Origin of the sequence: Maribacter stanieri (assembly GCF_900112245.1) — a bacterium.
GTDB classification, from domain to species: domain Bacteria; phylum Bacteroidota; class Bacteroidia; order Flavobacteriales; family Flavobacteriaceae; genus Maribacter; species Maribacter stanieri.
Window position 1 is genome coordinate 1,715,061 of the sequence record NZ_FOYX01000001.1, and the last position, 18,696, is coordinate 1,733,756.

24 protein-coding genes are annotated in these 18,696 nt (G+C 34.9%); all 24 read left to right on the forward strand.

Translation table 11 applies throughout. From position 1 onward, the window contains the following. Position 1: 1 nt before the first annotated feature. The 24 genes from rpsN to BM296_RS07465 all read left to right on the forward strand — a co-directional run bounded on the left by rpsN (position 2) and on the right by BM296_RS07465 (position 18,683). Positions 2-271, forward strand: coding sequence for a 30S ribosomal protein S14 (gene rpsN, locus BM296_RS07350; protein WP_027064816.1), 270 nt, complete (start codon positions 2-4; stop codon positions 269-271). Between the two features lie 66 nt (positions 272-337). Next, a complete protein-coding gene (gene rpsH, locus BM296_RS07355) occupies positions 338-736 on the forward strand; it encodes a 30S ribosomal protein S8 (protein WP_027064815.1) in 399 nt (132 codons plus the stop codon). A gap of 19 nt (positions 737-755) precedes the next feature. After that, a complete protein-coding gene (rplF, locus tag BM296_RS07360) occupies positions 756-1,298 on the forward strand; it encodes a 50S ribosomal protein L6 (protein ID WP_027064814.1) in 543 nt (180 codons plus the stop codon). A 12-nt stretch (positions 1,299-1,310) separates the two neighbouring features. Further along, positions 1,311-1,667, forward strand: coding sequence for a 50S ribosomal protein L18 (rplR, locus tag BM296_RS07365; protein WP_027064813.1), 357 nt, complete (start codon positions 1,311-1,313; stop codon positions 1,665-1,667). Between the two features lie 9 nt (positions 1,668-1,676). Then, complete coding sequence (gene rpsE / locus BM296_RS07370) at positions 1,677-2,201, forward strand: 30S ribosomal protein S5 (RefSeq protein WP_027064812.1); 525 nt, start codon at positions 1,677-1,679, stop codon at positions 2,199-2,201. 10 nt (positions 2,202-2,211) lie between these two features. Continuing rightward, entirely contained in the window at positions 2,212-2,391 is a 180-nt protein-coding gene (gene rpmD / locus BM296_RS07375; RefSeq protein ID WP_027064811.1) for a 50S ribosomal protein L30, read from the forward strand. 13 nt (positions 2,392-2,404) lie between these two features. Further along, on the forward strand, positions 2,405-2,857 hold the full coding sequence (gene rplO / locus BM296_RS07380) for a 50S ribosomal protein L15 (protein WP_091902482.1): 453 nt from the start codon (positions 2,405-2,407) through the stop codon (positions 2,855-2,857). Between the two features lie 14 nt (positions 2,858-2,871). Then, positions 2,872-4,215 (forward strand): preprotein translocase subunit SecY, encoded by a 1,344-nt coding sequence (gene secY, locus BM296_RS07385; protein ID WP_027064809.1) that lies wholly within the window; start codon positions 2,872-2,874, stop codon positions 4,213-4,215. Between the two features lie 3 nt (positions 4,216-4,218). After that, positions 4,219-4,434 carry a translation initiation factor IF-1 gene (infA, locus tag BM296_RS07390; protein WP_013305172.1) on the forward strand — a complete coding sequence of 72 codons (216 nt, stop codon included), beginning with the start codon at positions 4,219-4,221 and terminating at the stop codon, positions 4,432-4,434. A gap of 8 nt (positions 4,435-4,442) precedes the next feature. Then, the gene (ykgO, locus tag BM296_RS07395) at positions 4,443-4,559 is read left to right on the forward strand and encodes a type B 50S ribosomal protein L36 (protein ID WP_013305171.1); all 117 of its coding nucleotides are present in this window, start codon (positions 4,443-4,445) and stop codon (positions 4,557-4,559) included. 2 nt (positions 4,560-4,561) lie between these two features. Next, positions 4,562-4,936, forward strand: coding sequence for a 30S ribosomal protein S13 (gene rpsM, locus BM296_RS07400; protein WP_027064808.1), 375 nt, complete (start codon positions 4,562-4,564; stop codon positions 4,934-4,936). Positions 4,937-4,945: 9 nt separating this feature from the next. Then, positions 4,946-5,338, forward strand: a complete 393-nt coding sequence (gene rpsK / locus BM296_RS07405; RefSeq protein ID WP_027064807.1) for a 30S ribosomal protein S11 — start codon at positions 4,946-4,948, stop codon at positions 5,336-5,338. Between the two features lie 89 nt (positions 5,339-5,427). Further along, on the forward strand, positions 5,428-6,033 hold the full coding sequence (gene rpsD, locus BM296_RS07410; protein WP_027064806.1) for a 30S ribosomal protein S4: 606 nt from the start codon (positions 5,428-5,430) through the stop codon (positions 6,031-6,033). Between the two features lie 17 nt (positions 6,034-6,050). Then, the gene (locus BM296_RS07415) at positions 6,051-7,043 is read left to right on the forward strand and encodes a DNA-directed RNA polymerase subunit alpha (protein WP_027064805.1); all 993 of its coding nucleotides are present in this window, start codon (positions 6,051-6,053) and stop codon (positions 7,041-7,043) included. 59 nt (positions 7,044-7,102) lie between these two features. Beyond that, positions 7,103-7,639 carry a 50S ribosomal protein L17 gene (rplQ, locus tag BM296_RS07420; RefSeq protein WP_091902483.1) on the forward strand — a complete coding sequence of 179 codons (537 nt, stop codon included), beginning with the start codon at positions 7,103-7,105 and terminating at the stop codon, positions 7,637-7,639. Positions 7,640-7,733: 94 nt separating this feature from the next. Next, the gene (gene carA / locus BM296_RS07425; RefSeq protein WP_091902484.1) at positions 7,734-8,861 is read left to right on the forward strand and encodes a glutamine-hydrolyzing carbamoyl-phosphate synthase small subunit; all 1,128 of its coding nucleotides are present in this window, start codon (positions 7,734-7,736) and stop codon (positions 8,859-8,861) included. 103 nt (positions 8,862-8,964) lie between these two features. Further along, complete coding sequence (gene eno, locus BM296_RS07430) at positions 8,965-10,257, forward strand: phosphopyruvate hydratase (RefSeq protein WP_091902485.1); 1,293 nt, start codon at positions 8,965-8,967, stop codon at positions 10,255-10,257. A 119-nt stretch (positions 10,258-10,376) separates the two neighbouring features. Continuing rightward, positions 10,377-11,912, forward strand: coding sequence for a glycogen synthase (locus BM296_RS07435; RefSeq protein ID WP_091902486.1), 1,536 nt, complete (start codon positions 10,377-10,379; stop codon positions 11,910-11,912). Positions 11,913-12,027: 115 nt separating this feature from the next. After that, complete coding sequence (locus BM296_RS07440) at positions 12,028-13,314, forward strand: citrate synthase (protein WP_027064800.1); 1,287 nt, start codon at positions 12,028-12,030, stop codon at positions 13,312-13,314. A 92-nt stretch (positions 13,315-13,406) separates the two neighbouring features. Continuing rightward, positions 13,407-14,321 carry a dimethylarginine dimethylaminohydrolase family protein gene (locus BM296_RS07445; protein WP_091902487.1) on the forward strand — a complete coding sequence of 305 codons (915 nt, stop codon included), beginning with the start codon at positions 13,407-13,409 and terminating at the stop codon, positions 14,319-14,321. Between the two features lie 44 nt (positions 14,322-14,365). Beyond that, a complete protein-coding gene (gene ctlX, locus BM296_RS07450; protein ID WP_091902488.1) occupies positions 14,366-15,295 on the forward strand; it encodes a citrulline utilization hydrolase CtlX in 930 nt (309 codons plus the stop codon). Positions 15,296-15,389: 94 nt separating this feature from the next. Then, positions 15,390-16,001 carry a hypothetical protein gene (locus BM296_RS07455; RefSeq protein ID WP_091902489.1) on the forward strand — a complete coding sequence of 204 codons (612 nt, stop codon included), beginning with the start codon at positions 15,390-15,392 and terminating at the stop codon, positions 15,999-16,001. Between the two features lie 9 nt (positions 16,002-16,010). After that, positions 16,011-16,502, forward strand: coding sequence for a (2Fe-2S)-binding protein (locus BM296_RS07460; RefSeq protein WP_091902490.1), 492 nt, complete (start codon positions 16,011-16,013; stop codon positions 16,500-16,502). A 3-nt stretch (positions 16,503-16,505) separates the two neighbouring features. Beyond that, a complete protein-coding gene (locus BM296_RS07465; RefSeq protein ID WP_091902491.1) occupies positions 16,506-18,683 on the forward strand; it encodes a xanthine dehydrogenase family protein molybdopterin-binding subunit in 2,178 nt (725 codons plus the stop codon). The last annotated feature ends 13 nt before the right edge of the window (positions 18,684-18,696 follow it).

Sequence of the window (18,696 nt, forward strand, 5' to 3'; positions counted from 1 at the left end):
TATGGCTAAGGAATCAATGAAAGCCCGTGAGAGAAAAAGGGAAAGAACTGTAGCAGTTTATGCTGAAAAACGTAAAGCTTTGAAAGAAGCTGGCGATTATGAAGCGTTACAGAGACTACCTAAAAATGCCTCTCCGGTACGTTTACATAACAGATGTAAATTAACTGGAAGACCTAAAGGTTACATGAGAACTTTTGGTATTTCAAGGGTAAAATTCAGAGAGATGGCTAATGCCGGTTTAATACCAGGTGTTAAGAAAGCTAGCTGGTAGATTAAGAATTATTAATGGATTCAGGTTTAGCTAATTTGCTGAAAACCGTTTCCGAATTATATACATATGGTAACAGATACTATTGCAGATTACCTAACGAGAGTTAGAAACGCGAGTAGAGCGGGACATAGGGTTGTTGAAATTCCTGCGTCAAATCTAAAGAAAGAAATAACTAAAATATTATTCGATCAAGGGTATATTTTAAGTTATAAATTCGAAGAAAATAAAGTTCAAGGTTCTATTAAGATAGCTTTGAAATATGATAAGCTTACAAAAGAGCCTGTAATCAAGAAAATACAGCGTATAAGTAAGCCTGGTCTTAGGAAATATTCAGGTAACGAAGATTTACCTCGTGTATTAAATGGTTTGGGTGTTGCAATTGTTTCTACATCTCATGGTGTAATGACTAGCAAGCAGGCTAAGGCAGAGAAAGTTGGTGGTGAAGTTTTGTGCTACGTTTATTAATTGATTAAAGATTTAGAAAATGTCTAGAATAGGTAATAATCCAATCGCAATTCCTGAAGGGGTTACAATTGAAATTAACGACAATATAATTTCTGTAAAAGGGAAATTAGGTGAGTTGACTCAAGAGTTCTCTGGTGTAGCGGTTAAAGTAGAAGACGGACAGGCTTTCGTAACAAGGCCATCGGATTCTAAGGAGCATAAAGCAAAGCACGGTTTATATAGATCACTTATAACTAATATGGTTGATGGTGTTTCTAAAGGTTGGACCAAAGAATTAGAATTAGTAGGTGTAGGGTATAGGGCAAGTAATCAAGGTCAAAAACTTGAATTGGCTTTAGGTTTTTCTCACAACATCGTTTTCAACTTAGCTTCTGAAGTTAAAGTTGAAACTATATCAGAAAAAGGTAAGAACCCTATAGTTAAGCTAACGTCTCATGACAAACAACTAGTTGGTCATATAGCTGCAAAGATTAGATCTTTCCGTAGACCAGAGCCGTACAAAGGAAAAGGAATTAAATTTGTAGGTGAAATATTAAGAAGAAAAGCTGGTAAGTCGGCTTAATAATAGGATATTATGGGATTATCAAAAACACAAAGAAAATTAAGAATCCGACGTAGAATACGTAAGGTTTCTTCTGGAACTGCAGCTAAACCAAGGTTATCTGTTTTTAGAAGTAACAGCGAAATTTACGCTCAAGTTATAGACGACGTAAAAGGAGTCACTTTAGTATCCGCTTCTTCAAGAGATAAGGATATTGCGAAAGCAAAAGGAAATAAAACCGAGATTGCTGCTTTGGTTGGTAAAACAATCGCTGAAAAATCTGTAAAAGCTGGCTTAGAGAAAGTTGCTTTTGATAGAGGAGGTAATTTGTATCACGGAAGAGTAAAATCTTTGGCTGAGGGTGCAAGAGAAGCAGGTCTAAAATTCTAATATACTAGTATGTTCCAAAAATATAAAAACGTAGAGACTGTTAAGCCAGGTGGTTTAGACTTAAAAGATAAATTAGTTGGTATTCAACGTGTAACCAAGGTAACAAAAGGTGGTAGAGCATTCGGTTTTTCTGCAATAGTTGTTGTAGGTGATGAAAATGGTGTTGTAGGTCATGGTTTAGGTAAATCTAAAGAGGTTGCTACTGCTATAGCAAAGGCAATTGAAGATGGTAAAAAGAACTTAGTTCGTATTCCTTTAAATAAAGGAACTTTACCTCATGAGCAAAAAGGAAAATTTGGTGGAGCTAGAGTTTATATCCAGCCTGCATCTCATGGTACCGGTGTAATTGCTGGTGGAGCTGTAAGATCGGTATTGGAATCTGTAGGTGTACAAGATGTATTATCTAAGTCTCAAGGATCTTCAAATCCACATAACGTTGTTAAAGCAACTTTTGATGCTTTGTTGCAACTTAGAGATGCAAAAACTATCGCTACGCAAAGAGGTGTTTCTTTAGAAAAAGTATTTAAAGGATAAGAGGAAAATTATGGCAAAGATTAAAGTTACACAAGTAAAAAGCGGAATTAAGAAACCTCAAAATCAGAAAAGAACTTTAGAGGCGCTTGGTTTAAAGAGAATAGGACAGGTTGTTGAGCATGACGATACGCCGAACATTCTTGGAATGATAAATAAAGTTAAACATTTAGTTTCCACAGAGGAAGCTTAAATTTAGAATAAAAATGGGTTTACATAGTCTACAGCCTGCAGAAGGTTCAGTTAATAGAGACGGAAAACGCCTTGGAAGAGGTCAGGGTTCTGGAAAAGGTGGAACAGCTGCAAGAGGTCATAAAGGAGCAAAGTCAAGATCTGGTTATTCTAAGAAGATTGGTTTTGAAGGTGGTCAAATGCCATTACAACGTCGTGTACCTAAGTTTGGTTTTACGAACATTAACCGTAAGAACTATCAAGGTATCAATTTAGAGAAGTTACAAGAGCTTGTCGATAATAAAGTGATATCTAATGAAGTTTCTTTAGATCTTTTAATTGAGAACGGTTTAGTTGGTAAGAATGAATTAGTGAAAATTTTAGGAAATGGTGAGTTAAAAGCTCCTCTTAAAATTTCGGTACATAAATTTACTGCATCTGCTAAAGCAGCTATTGAAGCAGCAGGTGGTGAAGCAATAAGTTTGTAAGCATAAACGAGAGCATGAAGAATTTTATTGATACAATATCCAATATTTGGAAGATAGAAGAACTAAGAAATAGAATTCTTATTACATTGGGTCTTTTGTTGGTTTATCGTTTTGGTTGTCAAATCGTACTTCCGGGTATAGATTCAACTCAATTAGGTGGATTAACGGATAGTACTGATCAAGGTATATTTGGTCTTTTAAATGCATTTACAGGAGGGGCGTTTGCTAATGCTTCTGTTTTTGCGTTGGGTATTATGCCTTATATCTCTGCTTCTATTGTTGTTCAGTTGATGGGTATTGCAATTCCTTATCTTCAGAAACTACAAAAAGAAGGAGAAAGTGGTCGTAAGACTATTAATCAAATTACTAGATGGTTAACCATCGGTATTTGTATTGTTCAAGCTCCAGCATATTTATATGGATTAGAGGCTTTTGGAGTTAGAGATAGCGCGTTTTTATTAGGTAAAGGATTGGATTTTATGGTTCCTGCAGTTATCATTTTGGTAACAGGTACTGTATTTGCAATGTGGTTAGGAGAGAAAATTACTGATAAAGGTATTGGTAATGGTATCTCTTTATTAATTATGATTGGTATTATAGCTACAATGCCTCAATCTTTTGTTCAAGAATTTATCTCTAGAACAACTGATAATAACGGTGGATTAATGTTCATCTTAATAGAAGTTATTATTTGGTTCTTGGTTATCTTGGCTTGTATTCTGTTAGTAATGGCTACAAGACAAATTCCTGTACAGTATGCAAGACGTACTGCTTCTGGTGGATACGAAAAGAACATAATGGGTTCAAGACAATATATTCCTTTGAAGTTGAATGCTTCTGGAGTTATGCCAATTATATTTGCTCAAGCAATTATGTTTGTACCTGGTATGATAGGTGGTGCGTTTGATGATACTGCTTTTGGACAATGGATGCAAGTGCAGTTCAGTGATATTTTTGGATGGGCATATAATTTGTTATTCGCAATATTGATTATAATCTTTACATATTTTTATACTGCAATTACGGTTCCTACTAATAAGATGGCAGATGACCTTAAAAGGAGTGGTGGTTTTATACCAGGAATACGTCCTGGAAAAGAAACTGGAGATTATTTAGATAAGATTATGTCTTTAATAACGTTACCTGGATCTATTTTCTTAGCTTTGCTCGCTATTTTACCAGCGATTGTAGTAAAATTGATGGATGTTCAAGCTGGATGGGCTTTATTTTATGGTGGTACCTCCTTATTAATTATGGTAGGTGTAGCTATAGATACGGTACAACAGGTAAATTCATATTTATTGAATAGACATTACGATGGTTTAATGAAAACCGGTAAAAATAGAAAAGTAGCATAATTTATGGCTAAGCAGGCAGCAATAGAACAAGATGGATCTATCATTGAAGCATTGTCTAACGCAATGTTTCGTGTAGAGTTGGAGAATGGACATGTGGTAACAGCGCATATATCAGGTAAGATGCGTATGCACTATATAAAACTATTACCTGGAGATAAGGTGAAACTGGAGATGAGTCCGTATGACCTTACTAAAGCAAGAATTACATATAGATACTAAGATACAAGATGAAAGTAAGAGCATCAGTTAAGAAGAGAAGTGCCGACTGCAAGATTGTTCGCAGAAAAGGCAGGTTGTACGTAATCAACAAAAAGAATCCTAGATTTAAACAAAGACAAGGGTAATTATGGCAAGAATCGCAGGTATAGATATACCAAAACAAAAGAGAGGTGTTATAGCCTTAACCTACATTTTTGGAATTGGAAGTAGTAGGTCAAGAGAAATATTGAATAAAGCCCAAGTTAGCGAAGATACTAAGGTTTCTGATTGGAATGATGATGAAATAGGTCGTATTAGGGAAGCTGTTTCTGAATTCGTGATCGAAGGTGAATTACGTTCTGAAACTCAGTTGAACATTAAGCGTTTAATGGATATTGGCTGTTATAGAGGTATTCGTCATAGATCAGGTTTGCCTTTAAGAGGTCAACGTACTAAGAACAACTCTAGAACTAGAAAAGGAAAGCGTAAAACAGTTGCTAACAAGAAGAAAGCAACTAAATAATAATTAGGTATGGCAAAGGCAAGTACTAAAGTTACCAAGAAACGTAAAGTTATAGTTGATTCTGTTGGTGAAGCGCACATAAGTGCATCTTTCAACAACATCATTATCTCTTTAACAAATAAAAAAGGAGATGTAATTTCTTGGTCATCTGCTGGTAAATTAGGTTTTAGAGGATCTAAAAAAAACACACCGTATGCTGCTCAGGTAGCTGCTGAGGATTGTTCTAAAGTTGCTCATGAAGCAGGTTTAAGAAAGGTTAAAGTTTATGTAAAAGGTCCAGGTAACGGAAGAGAATCTGCTATTAGGTCATTGCATAATGCTGGTATAGAAGTAACTGAAATTATTGATGTTACTCCAATGCCTCATAACGGTTGTAGACCTCCTAAGAGAAGAAGAGTTTAATTAATTACTAATATATTTCACCGAAAGTGTAGTTACGATTATCGAAGGATAAGCCTTAATTCATAATCTCACTTTCAAACTTAAAGAAAATGGCAAGATATACAGGACCAAAATCAAAGATTGCTCGTAAATTTGGCGAAGCAATATTCGGAGACGATAAGTCATTCGAAAAGAAAAATTACCCTCCAGGGCAACACGGTAACAATAGAAGAAGAGGAAAGAAATCTGAGTACTCTGTTCAATTGATGGAGAAGCAAAAAGCTAAGTATACTTATGGTATTTTAGAAAAGCAATTTAGAAACTTATTCCAGACTGCAAAAAGAAAAGAAGGTGTTGCTGGTGAAATTTTACTTCAATTATGTGAATCTCGTTTAGATAACGTTGTTTATAGAATGGGAATTTCTCCAACTAGAAGTGGTGCAAGACAATTAGTATCTCACAGACATATTACGGTTAATGGCGAGTTGGTTAACATACCTTCTTACTCATTAAAAGCAGGAGATGTTGTTGGTGTTAGAGAAAAATCTAAATCATTGCAAAGTATACAAGACTCATTAACTGCTAGTAGTGCAGTTTATGAGTGGATTTCTTGGAATAGCGAAAAGAAGGAAGGTACTTACGTTACTATTCCTGAAAGAATGCAAATTCCAGAAAATATCAAAGAACAATTAATTGTGGAGTTATACTCTAAATAAACAACACTGATCCAATTATGGCATTATTTAATTTTCAGAAACCCGATAAAGTAATAATGATCGATTCCTCTGATTTCGAAGGGAAGTTTGAATTTCGCCCTTTGGAACCTGGTTATGGATTAACTGTTGGGAATGCATTAAGACGAGTATTGCTTTCTTCTTTAGAAGGTCATGCAATTACTTCGATTAGGATTGATAAGGTAGAGCATGAGTTCTCCATGATTCCTGGCGTTGTTGAAGATGTAACCGAGATTATATTAAACTTGAAACAAGTACGTTTCAAGAAACAAATAGAAGATTCTGAAGCTGAAGTAGTTTCTATTTCTGTTAGTGGTAAAAATCAGTTAACTGCTGGTGATTTTCAAAAGTTTATTTCTGGGTACCAAGTATTGAACCCGGATTTAGTAATTTGTAATATGGATGCTAAAGTTAGCATCAATATGGAAATTACAATTGAAAAAGGTAGAGGTTATGTTCCTGCAGAGGAAAATAAAAAATCTGGTGCTCCATTAGGTACGATTGCTATCGATTCTATTTTTACGCCTATAAAGAATGTAAAATATAGTATTGAAAACTTTCGTGTAGAGCAAAAAACTGATTATGAAAAATTGGTTTTTGAGATTTCTTCAGATGGTTCTATTCATCCTAAAGATGCATTAACTGAGGCAGCAAAAGTTCTTATACATCACTTTATGTTATTCTCTGATGAGCGTATCACTTTAGAAGCTGATGAGATTGCTCAAACAGAGACTTACGATGAGGAGTCTTTACACATGAGACAATTATTGAAAACTAAATTAGTTGATATGGACCTTTCTGTTCGTGCACTAAACTGTTTAAAAGCAGCTGAAGTAGATACTTTAGGAGATTTAGTTTCTTTCAATAAGAATGACTTAATGAAGTTTAGAAACTTTGGTAAAAAATCTTTAACTGAACTTGAAGAGCTTGTTATAAACAAGGGTTTAAGTTTTGGTATGGATTTATCAAAATACAAATTAGATAAAGATTAAATAATCATATTTTGCTCCTCGTTCTAGCGAGTTTGGTAGCAAGATGATAAAATTGAAACATGAGACACGGTAAAAAGATTAATCACTTAAGTAGAAAAACTGCTCATAGAAAAGCGATGTTAGCAAACATGGCTTGTTCATTAATAGAGCACAAAAGAATCAACACTACAGTTGCTAAAGCTAAAGCTTTGAAGCAATTCATTGAGCCTTTGATTACTAAATCAAAAGCTGAAAATAATGTTAGTGCTGAAAAAGGTACTCATAATAGACGTATCGTCTTTAAAAACCTTCGTGATAAGTATGCTGTAACGGAATTATTCAGTGTTGTATCTGAAAAGGTAGCTGATAGACCAGGAGGGTATACAAGAATTATCAAGTTAGGTAATCGTTTAGGTGATAACGCTGACATGGCAATGATAGAATTGGTTGATTTCAACGAATTGTATAATGCTGGTAAGCCTAAGAAAAAATCTACTAGAAGAAGTAGAAGATCAGGTGGTAGTGATGCTGAAGTTGTTTCTGCAGAGAAAGAAACTAAAGTAAAAGACGAAGCTCAAACTGAAACAGAAGCTAAGACAGATGATTCTAAGGAATAAAATTGTCAATAAATATTAATAATGAAAAAGGATAAGCTTTCTAGCTTATCCTTTTTTTATGTTTTTTTGTGAACGAATAAATTATAAGACTAAGATGAAATATCAAGCAAAGAGAAAAGCTCTAGTACTACTAGCTGATGGTACTATTTTTTATGGTAAATCTGTAGGTGATAAAGAAGGTACTGCCTTTGGTGAAGTTTGTTTTAATACAGGTATGACAGGTTATCAGGAGATATTTACTGATCCATCTTATTTTGGACAGATAATGGTAACTACAAATGCTCATATTGGTAATTATGGAGTTAATAAAGATGAGATTGAGTCAGAGTCCATTAAAATTTCTGGTTTAGTGTGTAGAAATTTCAGTTATGAATATTCAAGACCTTTGGCAGATGATAGTCTTCAGGGGTTTTTAGATTCGAATGATCTATTTGCAATTTCTGATGTTGATACTCGTGCTTTGGTGAGCTATATAAGAGATAATGGGGCTATGAATGCAGTTATTTCTACTGATATAGAAAATATAGATGCTCTTAAAAAACGTCTTAGTGAGGTTCCTAGTATGAAAGGGCTAGAACTAGCATCCCGAGTTTCTACAAAAGAGCCATATTTTGTAGGGGATGAAAGTGCCTCAATTAAAATTGCTGCATTGGATATAGGAATTAAAAAGAATATTCTTAGAAATTTAGTAAAGCGTGGGGCGTATGTAAAGGTGTTCCCTTACAACAGTAGTTTTGAAGAAATGTCTTCATGGAATCCTGATGCTTATTTTATCTCTAATGGCCCTGGTGATCCAGAACCGTTGGTAGATGCAATTGCTGCGGTTAAAAAAATGATACAAACAGATAAACCCCTTTTTGGAATTTGTTTAGGACATCAAGTACTGGCTTTGGCAAATGGTGTGTCTACATATAAAATGCATAATGGTCATAGAGGTATTAATCATCCAATATTAAATTTAATTACTGGTAAAGGGGAAATCACGTCTCAAAATCATGGTTTTGCTATTAATAGAGAAGAAACTGAGGCGAATGGTAATTTAGAGATTACGCACACACACCTAAACGATAAGACAGTTGCGGGAATACGAATGAAAAATAAAGATGTATTTTCCGTTCAATATCACCCAGAAGCAAGTCCTGGACCACATGATGCTGATTATCTATTCGATGATTTTTTCAATTTAATTGAGAAAAGTGCAAAACATAACGAAATAGTTTAAATAAACATTATTTAATTGGTAATTGTAAGGTGTAAACAAACCTGGTAATTTGCCTGTTTTGTATCTTTACTTTTTAATTTATCAACCTATAAAAATATATTAGATGAGTATTATATTAAATGTTCACGCAAGACAAATTTTAGATTCTAGAGGAAACCCAACTGTTGAAGTAGATGTAGTTACGGAGAATGGAGTAATGGGAAGAGCAGCGGTTCCTTCTGGAGCTTCAACTGGTGAGCATGAAGCAGTAGAATTACGTGATGGAGGTAAGGCTTTCATGGGTAAAGGTGTAAGTAAAGCTGTTGATAATGTAAACACTATCATTGCTGAAGAAATTTTAGGAATGAATGTTTTTGATCAAAATCTTTTAGATCAAACTATGATTGACTTAGATGGTACGCCAAATAAATCAAAATTAGGTGCAAATGCAATTTTAGGAGTTTCGTTAGCTGCTGCTAAAGCTGCTGCCAATGAATTAGGTCTTTCTCTTTTCAGATATATAGGTGGAGTTAGTGCAAACACACTTCCTGTTCCTATGATGAACATAATTAATGGTGGTTCTCACTCAGATGCACCTATTGCATTTCAAGAGTTCATGGTTATGCCAGTAAAAGCGAAGAGCTTTTCTCACGCAATGCAAATGGGGACTGAAATTTTTCATAATCTTAAAAAGGTATTACACGATCGTGGTCTTAGTACTGCAGTTGGCGATGAAGGAGGTTTTGCTCCAAACTTAGCAGGTGGTACTGAAGATGCATTAGATACAATTGCTATTGCAGTTAAAAATGCAGGTTACTCTTTAGGTGATGATGTTATGATCGCTTTAGATTGTGCTGCTGCAGAATTCTATGTTAATGGTAAATATGATTATACTAAATTCGAAGGTGATAAAGGTGTAATTAGAACTTCTGAAGAACAAGCTCAGTATCTAGCTGATTTAAGTGCTAAATACCCTATTATCTCTATTGAAGATGGTATGGACGAAAATGATTGGGACGGTTGGAAATCTTTAACTGATAAAATTGGAGATAAAGTTCAATTGGTTGGTGATGATTTATTTGTTACTAATGTTGAGCGTTTATCTACAGGAATCGAAAAAGGAATTGCTAATTCAATTTTAATTAAAGTAAACCAAATAGGAACTTTAACTGAAACTATAGCAGCTGTAAATATGGCTAAAAATGCCGGTTATACTTCTGTTATGTCTCACCGTTCTGGAGAAACTGAAGATAATACCATAGCTGATTTGGCTGTTGCATTGAATACAGGTCAAATTAAAACTGGATCAGCATCAAGATCTGATCGTATGGCTAAATACAACCAATTACTTCGTATTGAAGAAGAGTTAGGAAGTACAGCATACTATCCTCAAGAAAAAGCTTTCAAAATAGGATAATTTAAGTATTGATTATATAATTAAGCCTTTCTTTTTAGAAAGGCTTTTTTTTTTGGCGTACATCAAAACTTTAACTACCTTTTGAGAATAAACCAAATATAATCCTTCTTTATTAGCGTATGAATAATTTTCTTTTTGTTTCCGCAGAGAATGACGCCATTCCAGATTGTAAAGCTGGTGGAATGGGAGATGTTGTTAGAGATGTGCCTAGGGAGATATCGAAGCGAGAAGATAAAGTTCACGTGGTTGTGCCTGCGTATTCTAGATTGCATAAAAATGGAATTTTTAAAACTAAACTCGAATTTAGTCTTAGGGGTATGCCTTACACTGCAGAATTGTACGAAGTAATTCCTAAAAGAGTTGATAAGAATATTACACATTATGTTATTCATCATCCTGAAATAATAGAAGGTGGTATTGCCCATATATATCACGACGACCCAACGGAACCTTTTTTTAATGATTTTGTCAAGTTTGTAATTTTCTGTACAGCTACGGCAGAGGCAATTAAAATAGGTGCATTTGGCGATTTGGATATAGTGCATATGCACGATTGGCATTCTGCTGCATTATTGTTTATAAAGACATATCATCCAAATTATAAGGATTTGAAAAAGATGCGTTATGTATATACCATCCATAATTTGGCAATACAGGGTATACGTCCTTTTTATAACAATTATGCTTCCATGAATAACTGGTTTCCAGAGGTGCAGTTAGATCATAAAGCGTTAATGGATTCTAGATATCAAGATTGTATAAATCTTATGGCGGTTGGTATACGTCTTGCAGATGCAGTACATACCGTTTCTCCATCTTATAAGGAAGATGTTCTTTTACCAAGCAGAAGACCAGAATTTATAGGAGGTGAAAGTTTGGAGGACGATTTGTTGAAAGCAAATAATGAAGGAAGATTATTCGGTATTTTAAATGCAAGTAATTACGGTAATATAAGAGTAGCAGAAAAAGGGTTATTATATAGAAATACTGTAAAAGCTTTATTTAGGTGGCTTCAAGATACTTCCAAAAAATATAAGGCAGATTTTCTTGCGCATACCGGTGAGAAGATTATGCAGTATGTTGGTAATAGACCAAAATTTATTGTGTCTAGCGTAGCTCGATTAACCGAGCAAAAATTTTATTTCTTAAAACGTTCTCCAGAGGCTTTTGAAAAAATGCTGGCAAGATTAAGTGAGATTGATGGAATATTCATTTTGCTAGGAACCGGTGATCCTGATTATGAAGAATTTTTTCGCCATATGAGCTATCATCATAAGAATTTCGTTTTTACTAACGGTCAATCAGAAGATTTAATTGATTCTATGTACTTAGAAACAGACTTATATTTTATGCCAAGTTTATTTGAACCTTGTGGTATAAGTCAAATGCTGGCAATGAGAAACGGTAATCCATGTTTAGTTCATCATACTGGTGGCTTAAAGGATACTGTTGCACATATGAAAACAGGCTTTGCATTTAGTGGTGAAACATATGATGAGCAAATTAATAATATGGTAAAGAGTTTTGATGAGGCACTTACCATTTGGGAACATGATAAACCCACTTGGAAAAAGATTAAAACCAATGCAAAAAAGGCTCGTTTTACCTGGGAAAAATCTTTAGATGAATATTACAAGTCACTATATCTGTTGTAAAGAATGTAATTCATAGAACTTATTGTTAATTTTACCCCAAACAGAATTTTGAAATTGTTAAAACAATCCTGTTTTGTTAACTTTACGAGTAGTATTTAAAACGTAAAAATTAAAAATGTCAGATAAAGCTATTTTAGAATATAATGGTGAAAAATACGAGTTTCCAGTAATTAAGGGAACCGAAGATGAACTTGCAATTGATATCAAATCTTTGCGTTCAGCAACCAAAGGAATTATAACCATTGATCCGGGTTTCAAAAATACAGGATCTTGTGAAAGTGCTATTACATTTTTGGATGGTGAGAAAGGGATTTTACGTTACAGAGGTTATTCAATTGAGGAATTGGCTGAAAAAGCAGATTTCTTAGAAGTAGCTTATTTATTGATTTTCGGAAATTTACCAAACGATACTGAACTTGCGAAATTTCATAAAGACATTAAAGATGAATCTCATGTAGATGAGGAAATGAAAAAGATTTTGGATGGTTTTCCAAAGTCTGCACATCCTATGGGTGTGTTATCTTCTTTAACAAGTGCATTAATTGCATTTAACCCTTCTACAGTAGATGTTAGTTCTGATGAGGCTATGTACCACGCAATTGTACGTATTCTTGCTAAATTCCCAGTTCTTGTAGCTTGGACTTTGCGTAAGAAGAAAGGTCTTCCGTTAGATTACGGTGATGATAGTTTAGGTTATGTAGAGAACATTCATAAGATGATGTTTAAGCGTCCTAATCAAGATTATAAGAAGAACAAGGTTGTTATAGAGGCTTTAGATAAATTATTGATCTTACACGCTGATCATGAACAAAATTGTTCTACGAGTACAGTTCGTATAGTAGGTTCTTCTCATGCTGGTTTATTTGCTTCATTATCTGCAGGTATTTCTGCACTTTGGGGTCCACTTCATGGTGGTGCAAACCAAGCTGTTTTAGAGATGCTAGAAGCTATTGAAGCTGATGGTGGTGATACTAAGAAGTATATGGCAAAAGCAAAAGATAAATCTGATCCATTTAGATTAATGGGCTTTGGTCACAGAGTTTATAAAAACTTTGACCCACGTGCTAAAATAATTAAGAAAGCTGCTGATGAAGTATTGGCAGATTTAGGTATAGATGATCCAATTCTTGAAATCGCTAAAGGTTTAGAAAAAGAAGCATTGGAAGATCCATACTTCGTTGATAGAAAATTATATCCAAATGTAGATTTCTACTCTGGTATCATTTATAGAGCTTTAGGTATACCAACAGAAATGTTTACGGTTATGTTCGCGTTAGGAAGATTGCCAGGATGGATCGCACAATGGAGAGAAATGAGATTGAACGGCGAACCTATTGGTAGACCAAGACAAGTTTATATTGGTGAGAAATTAAGATCTTTTGTCGAACTTGACAAGAGGTAGATTGCTACCGTTAATAAAAAAACAAAAAGCTCTTTTAATTTTTAAAGGGGCTTTTTTTTATGCCATTTTTTAAATCATATATACAGAGACATATGTTGCAATTAAATATTAATGATGAGATTTCACAGTTAAAAGCTGTTGTTTTAGGTATAGCTAGAAGTTCTGGACCAACGCCAACAATAGAAGAGGCTTATGATCCAAAATCTCTAGAACATATTAAGGCTGGCACATACCCATTGGAAAGTGATATGATTGCTGAGATGGAGGCTTTTAGAATGGTATTTGAGAAATACGATGTAAAGGTATTTAGACCAGAGGTTCTTGAAAATTGTAATCAAATATTTACAAGAGATATAGCCTTTGTAATTGAAGATAAATTAATTAAGGCGAATATATTACCTGACCGCGAACAAGAGGTAGAGGCAATTTTACATGTACTTGATAAAATTGACGATGATAATATTCTTCAACCACCAGCAAACGTGCACGTGGAAGGTGGTGATGTTATGCCATGGAACGATTATATTTTTGTTGGAACCTATACCGCACCAGATTATTCATCTTATATAACTGCGCGAACAAATAAAGCTGCAGTAGAATATTTAACGAAACAGTTTCCTCATAAAACAGTGAAGTCTTTTGAATTAAGAAAGTCTAATACCGTTGCTCAAGATAATGCTTTGCACTTAGACTGTTGTTTTCAGCCTTTGGGTAAAGGAAAAGCTATTTTACATAAGAACGGGTTCTTGGTAGAAGAAGAATACCAATGGTTGGTAGATTTTTTTGGAAAGGAAAATATTTTTGAAATTGATGCTCAAGAAATGTATCATATGTTCAGTAATGTATTTTCTATATCACCAGAAGTAGTGGTTTCTGAACGTAATTTTACACGTCTCAATAATTGGTTACGTGATCAAGGTTTTACCGTAGAGGAGATTCCGTATGCTGAAATTTCAAAACAAGAAGGACTACTGCGTTGTAGTACATTACCACTAATAAGAGCATAAGTTTATATAAAAATAGATAAGAGAAATTTAATTAGTACCCCTATATGCAAATAACAAATACAATCCTCATGATTCGTCCGGTGTCGTTTAGAATGAACGAACAGACCGCTGTCAATAACTACTTTATGGAAGATATTGATTTGAAGAATCAAGAAATTAATGCACAAGCTCAAGAAGAGTTCGATGCTTTTGTATCCTTATTAAAGAGCAAAGGAGTTAATGTCATTGTGGTTGAAGACACAAAAGAACCTGATACTCCCGATAGTATTTTCCCTAATAATTGGATTTCATTTCATTCAAATGGAACAGTAGGTGTTTACCCTATGTTCGCTGAAAATAGAAGAAATGAACGCAGAGAAGATATCTTAGAAACTCTTGAGGAGAACGGTTTTAAAATTAAAGATGTTATAGATTATACTTCTGCAGAAGATGAAGGGTTGTTTCTTGAAGGCACTGGAAGTATTTTAATAGACCGGGTAAATAAAAAAGCGTATTGTGCGCTTTCTGAACGTGCAAATGAAGATTTGTTTATTGAATTTTGTGAAGATTTTGATTTCTTCCCGGTAATTTTTACGGCAAACCAATCTGTAGATGGTAAAAGACTTCCTATCTATCATACGAATGTAATGATGGCGTTGGCTGAAGACTTTGTGGTAATTTGTACGGATTCCATAGATGACAAAAAAGAAAGAAAAAACGTTTTGGACCATCTTAAAAAAGATGGAAAAGAGGTGATTATTATTACTGAAGGTCAAATGCATCACTTTGCTGGAAATATGCTACAAGTTTTAGGCGCAGATGATAAAAGATATATGGTTATGAGTTCAGCGGCTTACCATAGCTTACGACCAGAACAAGTAGCACAAATTGAAAATCATTGCGCTATTCTACATAGTTCGTTACATACTATTGAAACCTGTGGTGGCGGTAGCGCTCGTTGCATGATGGCAGAAGTATTTCTTTCGAAGAACTAATGCATAAGTAACTTACTACGTTTATAAATTTTAATGGGTTAAAAAAGTCTTAAGCTTTTATTATCTTCATAGGTGTCAGATATTGATAAATGCTATGAAGATAAGACCCGTTTATTTTTTTTTACTATTAGCTGTTGTTGGAGTAGTACTAGTGTTTGCAAATACTCCAACAATATCAAACTATAAAACTTATGATAATCAGGGAATAGCGCAACAAAATCCTGATGAATCTTATGAGAAAATGATGGACGTTCTTACCCATCAACGTTGTATGAATTGTCACCCTAACGATAATATACCAAAACAAGGCGATGATAGGCATCCTCATTATTTTGGTATGGCTAGAGGTGATGATGATAATGGATTTGAAGCAACGAGTTGTAATACATGTCATCAATCTATCAATAATACAAATTCTGGTGTTCCAGGTGCACCGCATTGGTCATTGGCTCCGGCTTCAATGGGTTGGGAAGGGCTTTCGCGAGCTCAAATAGCTGAACGTTTACTCGATAAAAATACCAATGGCAATAGAAGTCATGATGAACTTGTAAAACACATGACTGAAGATGATTTGGTGCTTTGGGCGTGGGAGCCCGGTATTGATGCAGATGGTAATCAGCGAACGATACCGCCAGTATCTAAAAAAGAATTTAAAGAGGCTGTTGAAAACTGGTTCGCCAATGGAGCAATAATCCCTAATAAATAATAAGATTTTATGGAAATTTCATTGACAATAAACGGTATGCTAAAAACCGTTGATGTAGGAGACGAGAACACACCACTACTTTGGATTGTTAGAGATTTATTGAACCTAAAAGGAACCAAGTTTGGTTGTGGTAAAGCAGCTTGTGGTGCATGTACTTTACTTGTAGATGATGAGGCTGTTCGTTCTTGTTCTTACCCTGTCAAGTTTGTGGAAGGAAAAAAGGTGACTACAATTGAAGGTTTGGGAGATAGAGAGAATCCACATCCTGTGCAACAAGCATGGATTGAAGAAATTGTACCTCAATGTGGATACTGTCAACCTGGTTTTATGATGGCAACGGCTGCGCTCTTAAATAAAGTACCTAACCCAACTGATGAGGATATAGACAATAATATAATTAACGTTTGCCGTTGTGGAACGTATTATAGAATGCGAAAAGCAATACATAGAGCTGCAAAATTACAAGCTGAAATAAATACGAACGAGACTAAAGAAATATAGTTGATGGGGGATAAAAGTAGTGGAGCTAAGAAAGTTTCTAGACGTAAATTTTTAGTAAGAGGTGGTTTGGGTACTATTGGTGTTTTAGCCATCGGGACATATATTTTTCGCAATGCTATTCGTAGAGAAATTTTAGGTACGGTTAACTCTTTAGAAATGCCATATACAGATAACACCGATCAGCCGATGGTTTGGTTTGAGGTAACTTCTGAAAATAATATAGTATTACATTCTCCTAAAATGGAGATGGGTCAAGGAACTTTTACTGGTATTGCCCAAATGGCTGCAGATGAACTTTCTGTATCTATGCAACAAATTCAAGTTGTACATGCAGCTTCTTCAACGGGCAATGTAGATAGTTTTGCAACGGGTGGTAGTACTTCTATATCTGGTCTATGGCAGCCACTTAGAGAACTTTCTGCAATGTTACGAATGATGCTTTTAAAAGAAGCCTCGCAGAAATTGAATATTGATGTAACCCAACTTCAAATTGATGATGGAGTTATATCCGGTACTGGAAAATCTTTGACTTATGCACAAGTTGCTGAAGGTGTAAAGAATTGGGAAGTGCCTGATACTCCTAAATTAAAAAGCTTGAAAGAGTATAAATATGTTGGTAAACCCATTGCTAGGGTAGATTTAGATGCCAAGGTTTTTGGAGATCCTATATTTGGGATGGATGCTCAAATGCCAGATATGCTTTATGGCGCAATTGTAAGACCTACCAAAATAGGATCAATTTTTGTTAGTGCAGATATTGCTACTGCAGAAAATATGCCTGGTGTGATAAAAATTGTGGTTGAAGAGGATTTTGTTGGTGTTGTCGCAAAATCTATGCTTGAAGCAGAAAATGCAAAGAATGCTATTAATGTCACTTGGGATAGCTATAAAGATTTGAATACCGAAGCAATTACAAAAATTATTACAGTTGGTAATGGTAAATCTACCATCATTCAAAAGAATGGAGATTCATTAAATGAAGAAGGTGATTTAGTAAGACTAGAATTTAGAACTCCAATTGGAGCACATGCCCAAATTGAACCAAATGGAGTAGTAGCATCAGTTGATGGTGATAGCGCAATTGTAAAAATTTCTACTCAAGTTGTAGGTATCACTAGAAAAGAAGTTGCTAAAAGATTAGGTCTGGATACTGATAAGGTTAATATAATACCTACTTATTTAGGTGGAGGATTCGGTAGAAGATTGCATACACCACATGCTGTACAGGCTGCTGTAATGTCTAAAGCTGTGGGTAAACCGGTAAAATATTTTTTCAGTAGAAAGGAAGAGTTTCAGCATGATATGTTTAGACCGCCTACCCATCACGTTATAAAAGGAGAATTAAATACAGACGGACTTTTACATGGCTTGGAACATGAATTTGTTAGTGGAGATGTTGGTAACAACTCTGCACTAATACCTAATTTTTTACCTCCTATTATTGGAGCCGATGTTGGGGCAATACGTGGAGGGTTCATTCAATATTCAGGTATTCCAAATTTCAGAGCAGTGTATTGGCATGTAGATTTACCATTTGCTACCAGTTGGTGGCGTAGTCTTGGTTTATTGGCAAACACATTCGCCATGGAAAGTTTTATGGATGAAATGGCGCTGAAGGCTAATAAGAATGCTGTAGAATTTAGACTTCAGCAAATTGCGGATGATGCTATTGGTGTGCGTCTAAAAAATGTAATTAAAGCTGCCGCTGAAAAAGCAAACTACTCTGAAGAAATAACAAATGGTCGTGCTATGGGTTTTGCGGCTTCTATAGATGCTAATACTCCATGCGCTCAAGTTGCTGAAGTTTCAATTATAGACAACGAAATAATTGTTCATAAGGTAACAGTTTCTCTAGATCCGGGTTTAGCGGTGAATCCAGACCAAATACGTGCACAGTGCGAGGGTTGTGTAATTATGGGAATGAGTGCTGTGTTATACGAACAAATGTTTGTGGAAGATGGGGAGTTAACACCAACAATATACGGTCCTTATCAAATGGCATTAATGAAAAATGCTCCAAAGGAAATAGATGTTGTTTTGCTACAAGGAAAAGATACTCCCGGTGCAGTGGGCGAACCACCACTAGGACCTATTGGTGCTGCAATTGCAAATGCCGTTAGACGCTTAACGGGAGAGAGATTGACCGAGCTACCATTGAAGCTATCAAAACTTACGTTATAATTATAGGTTTTAG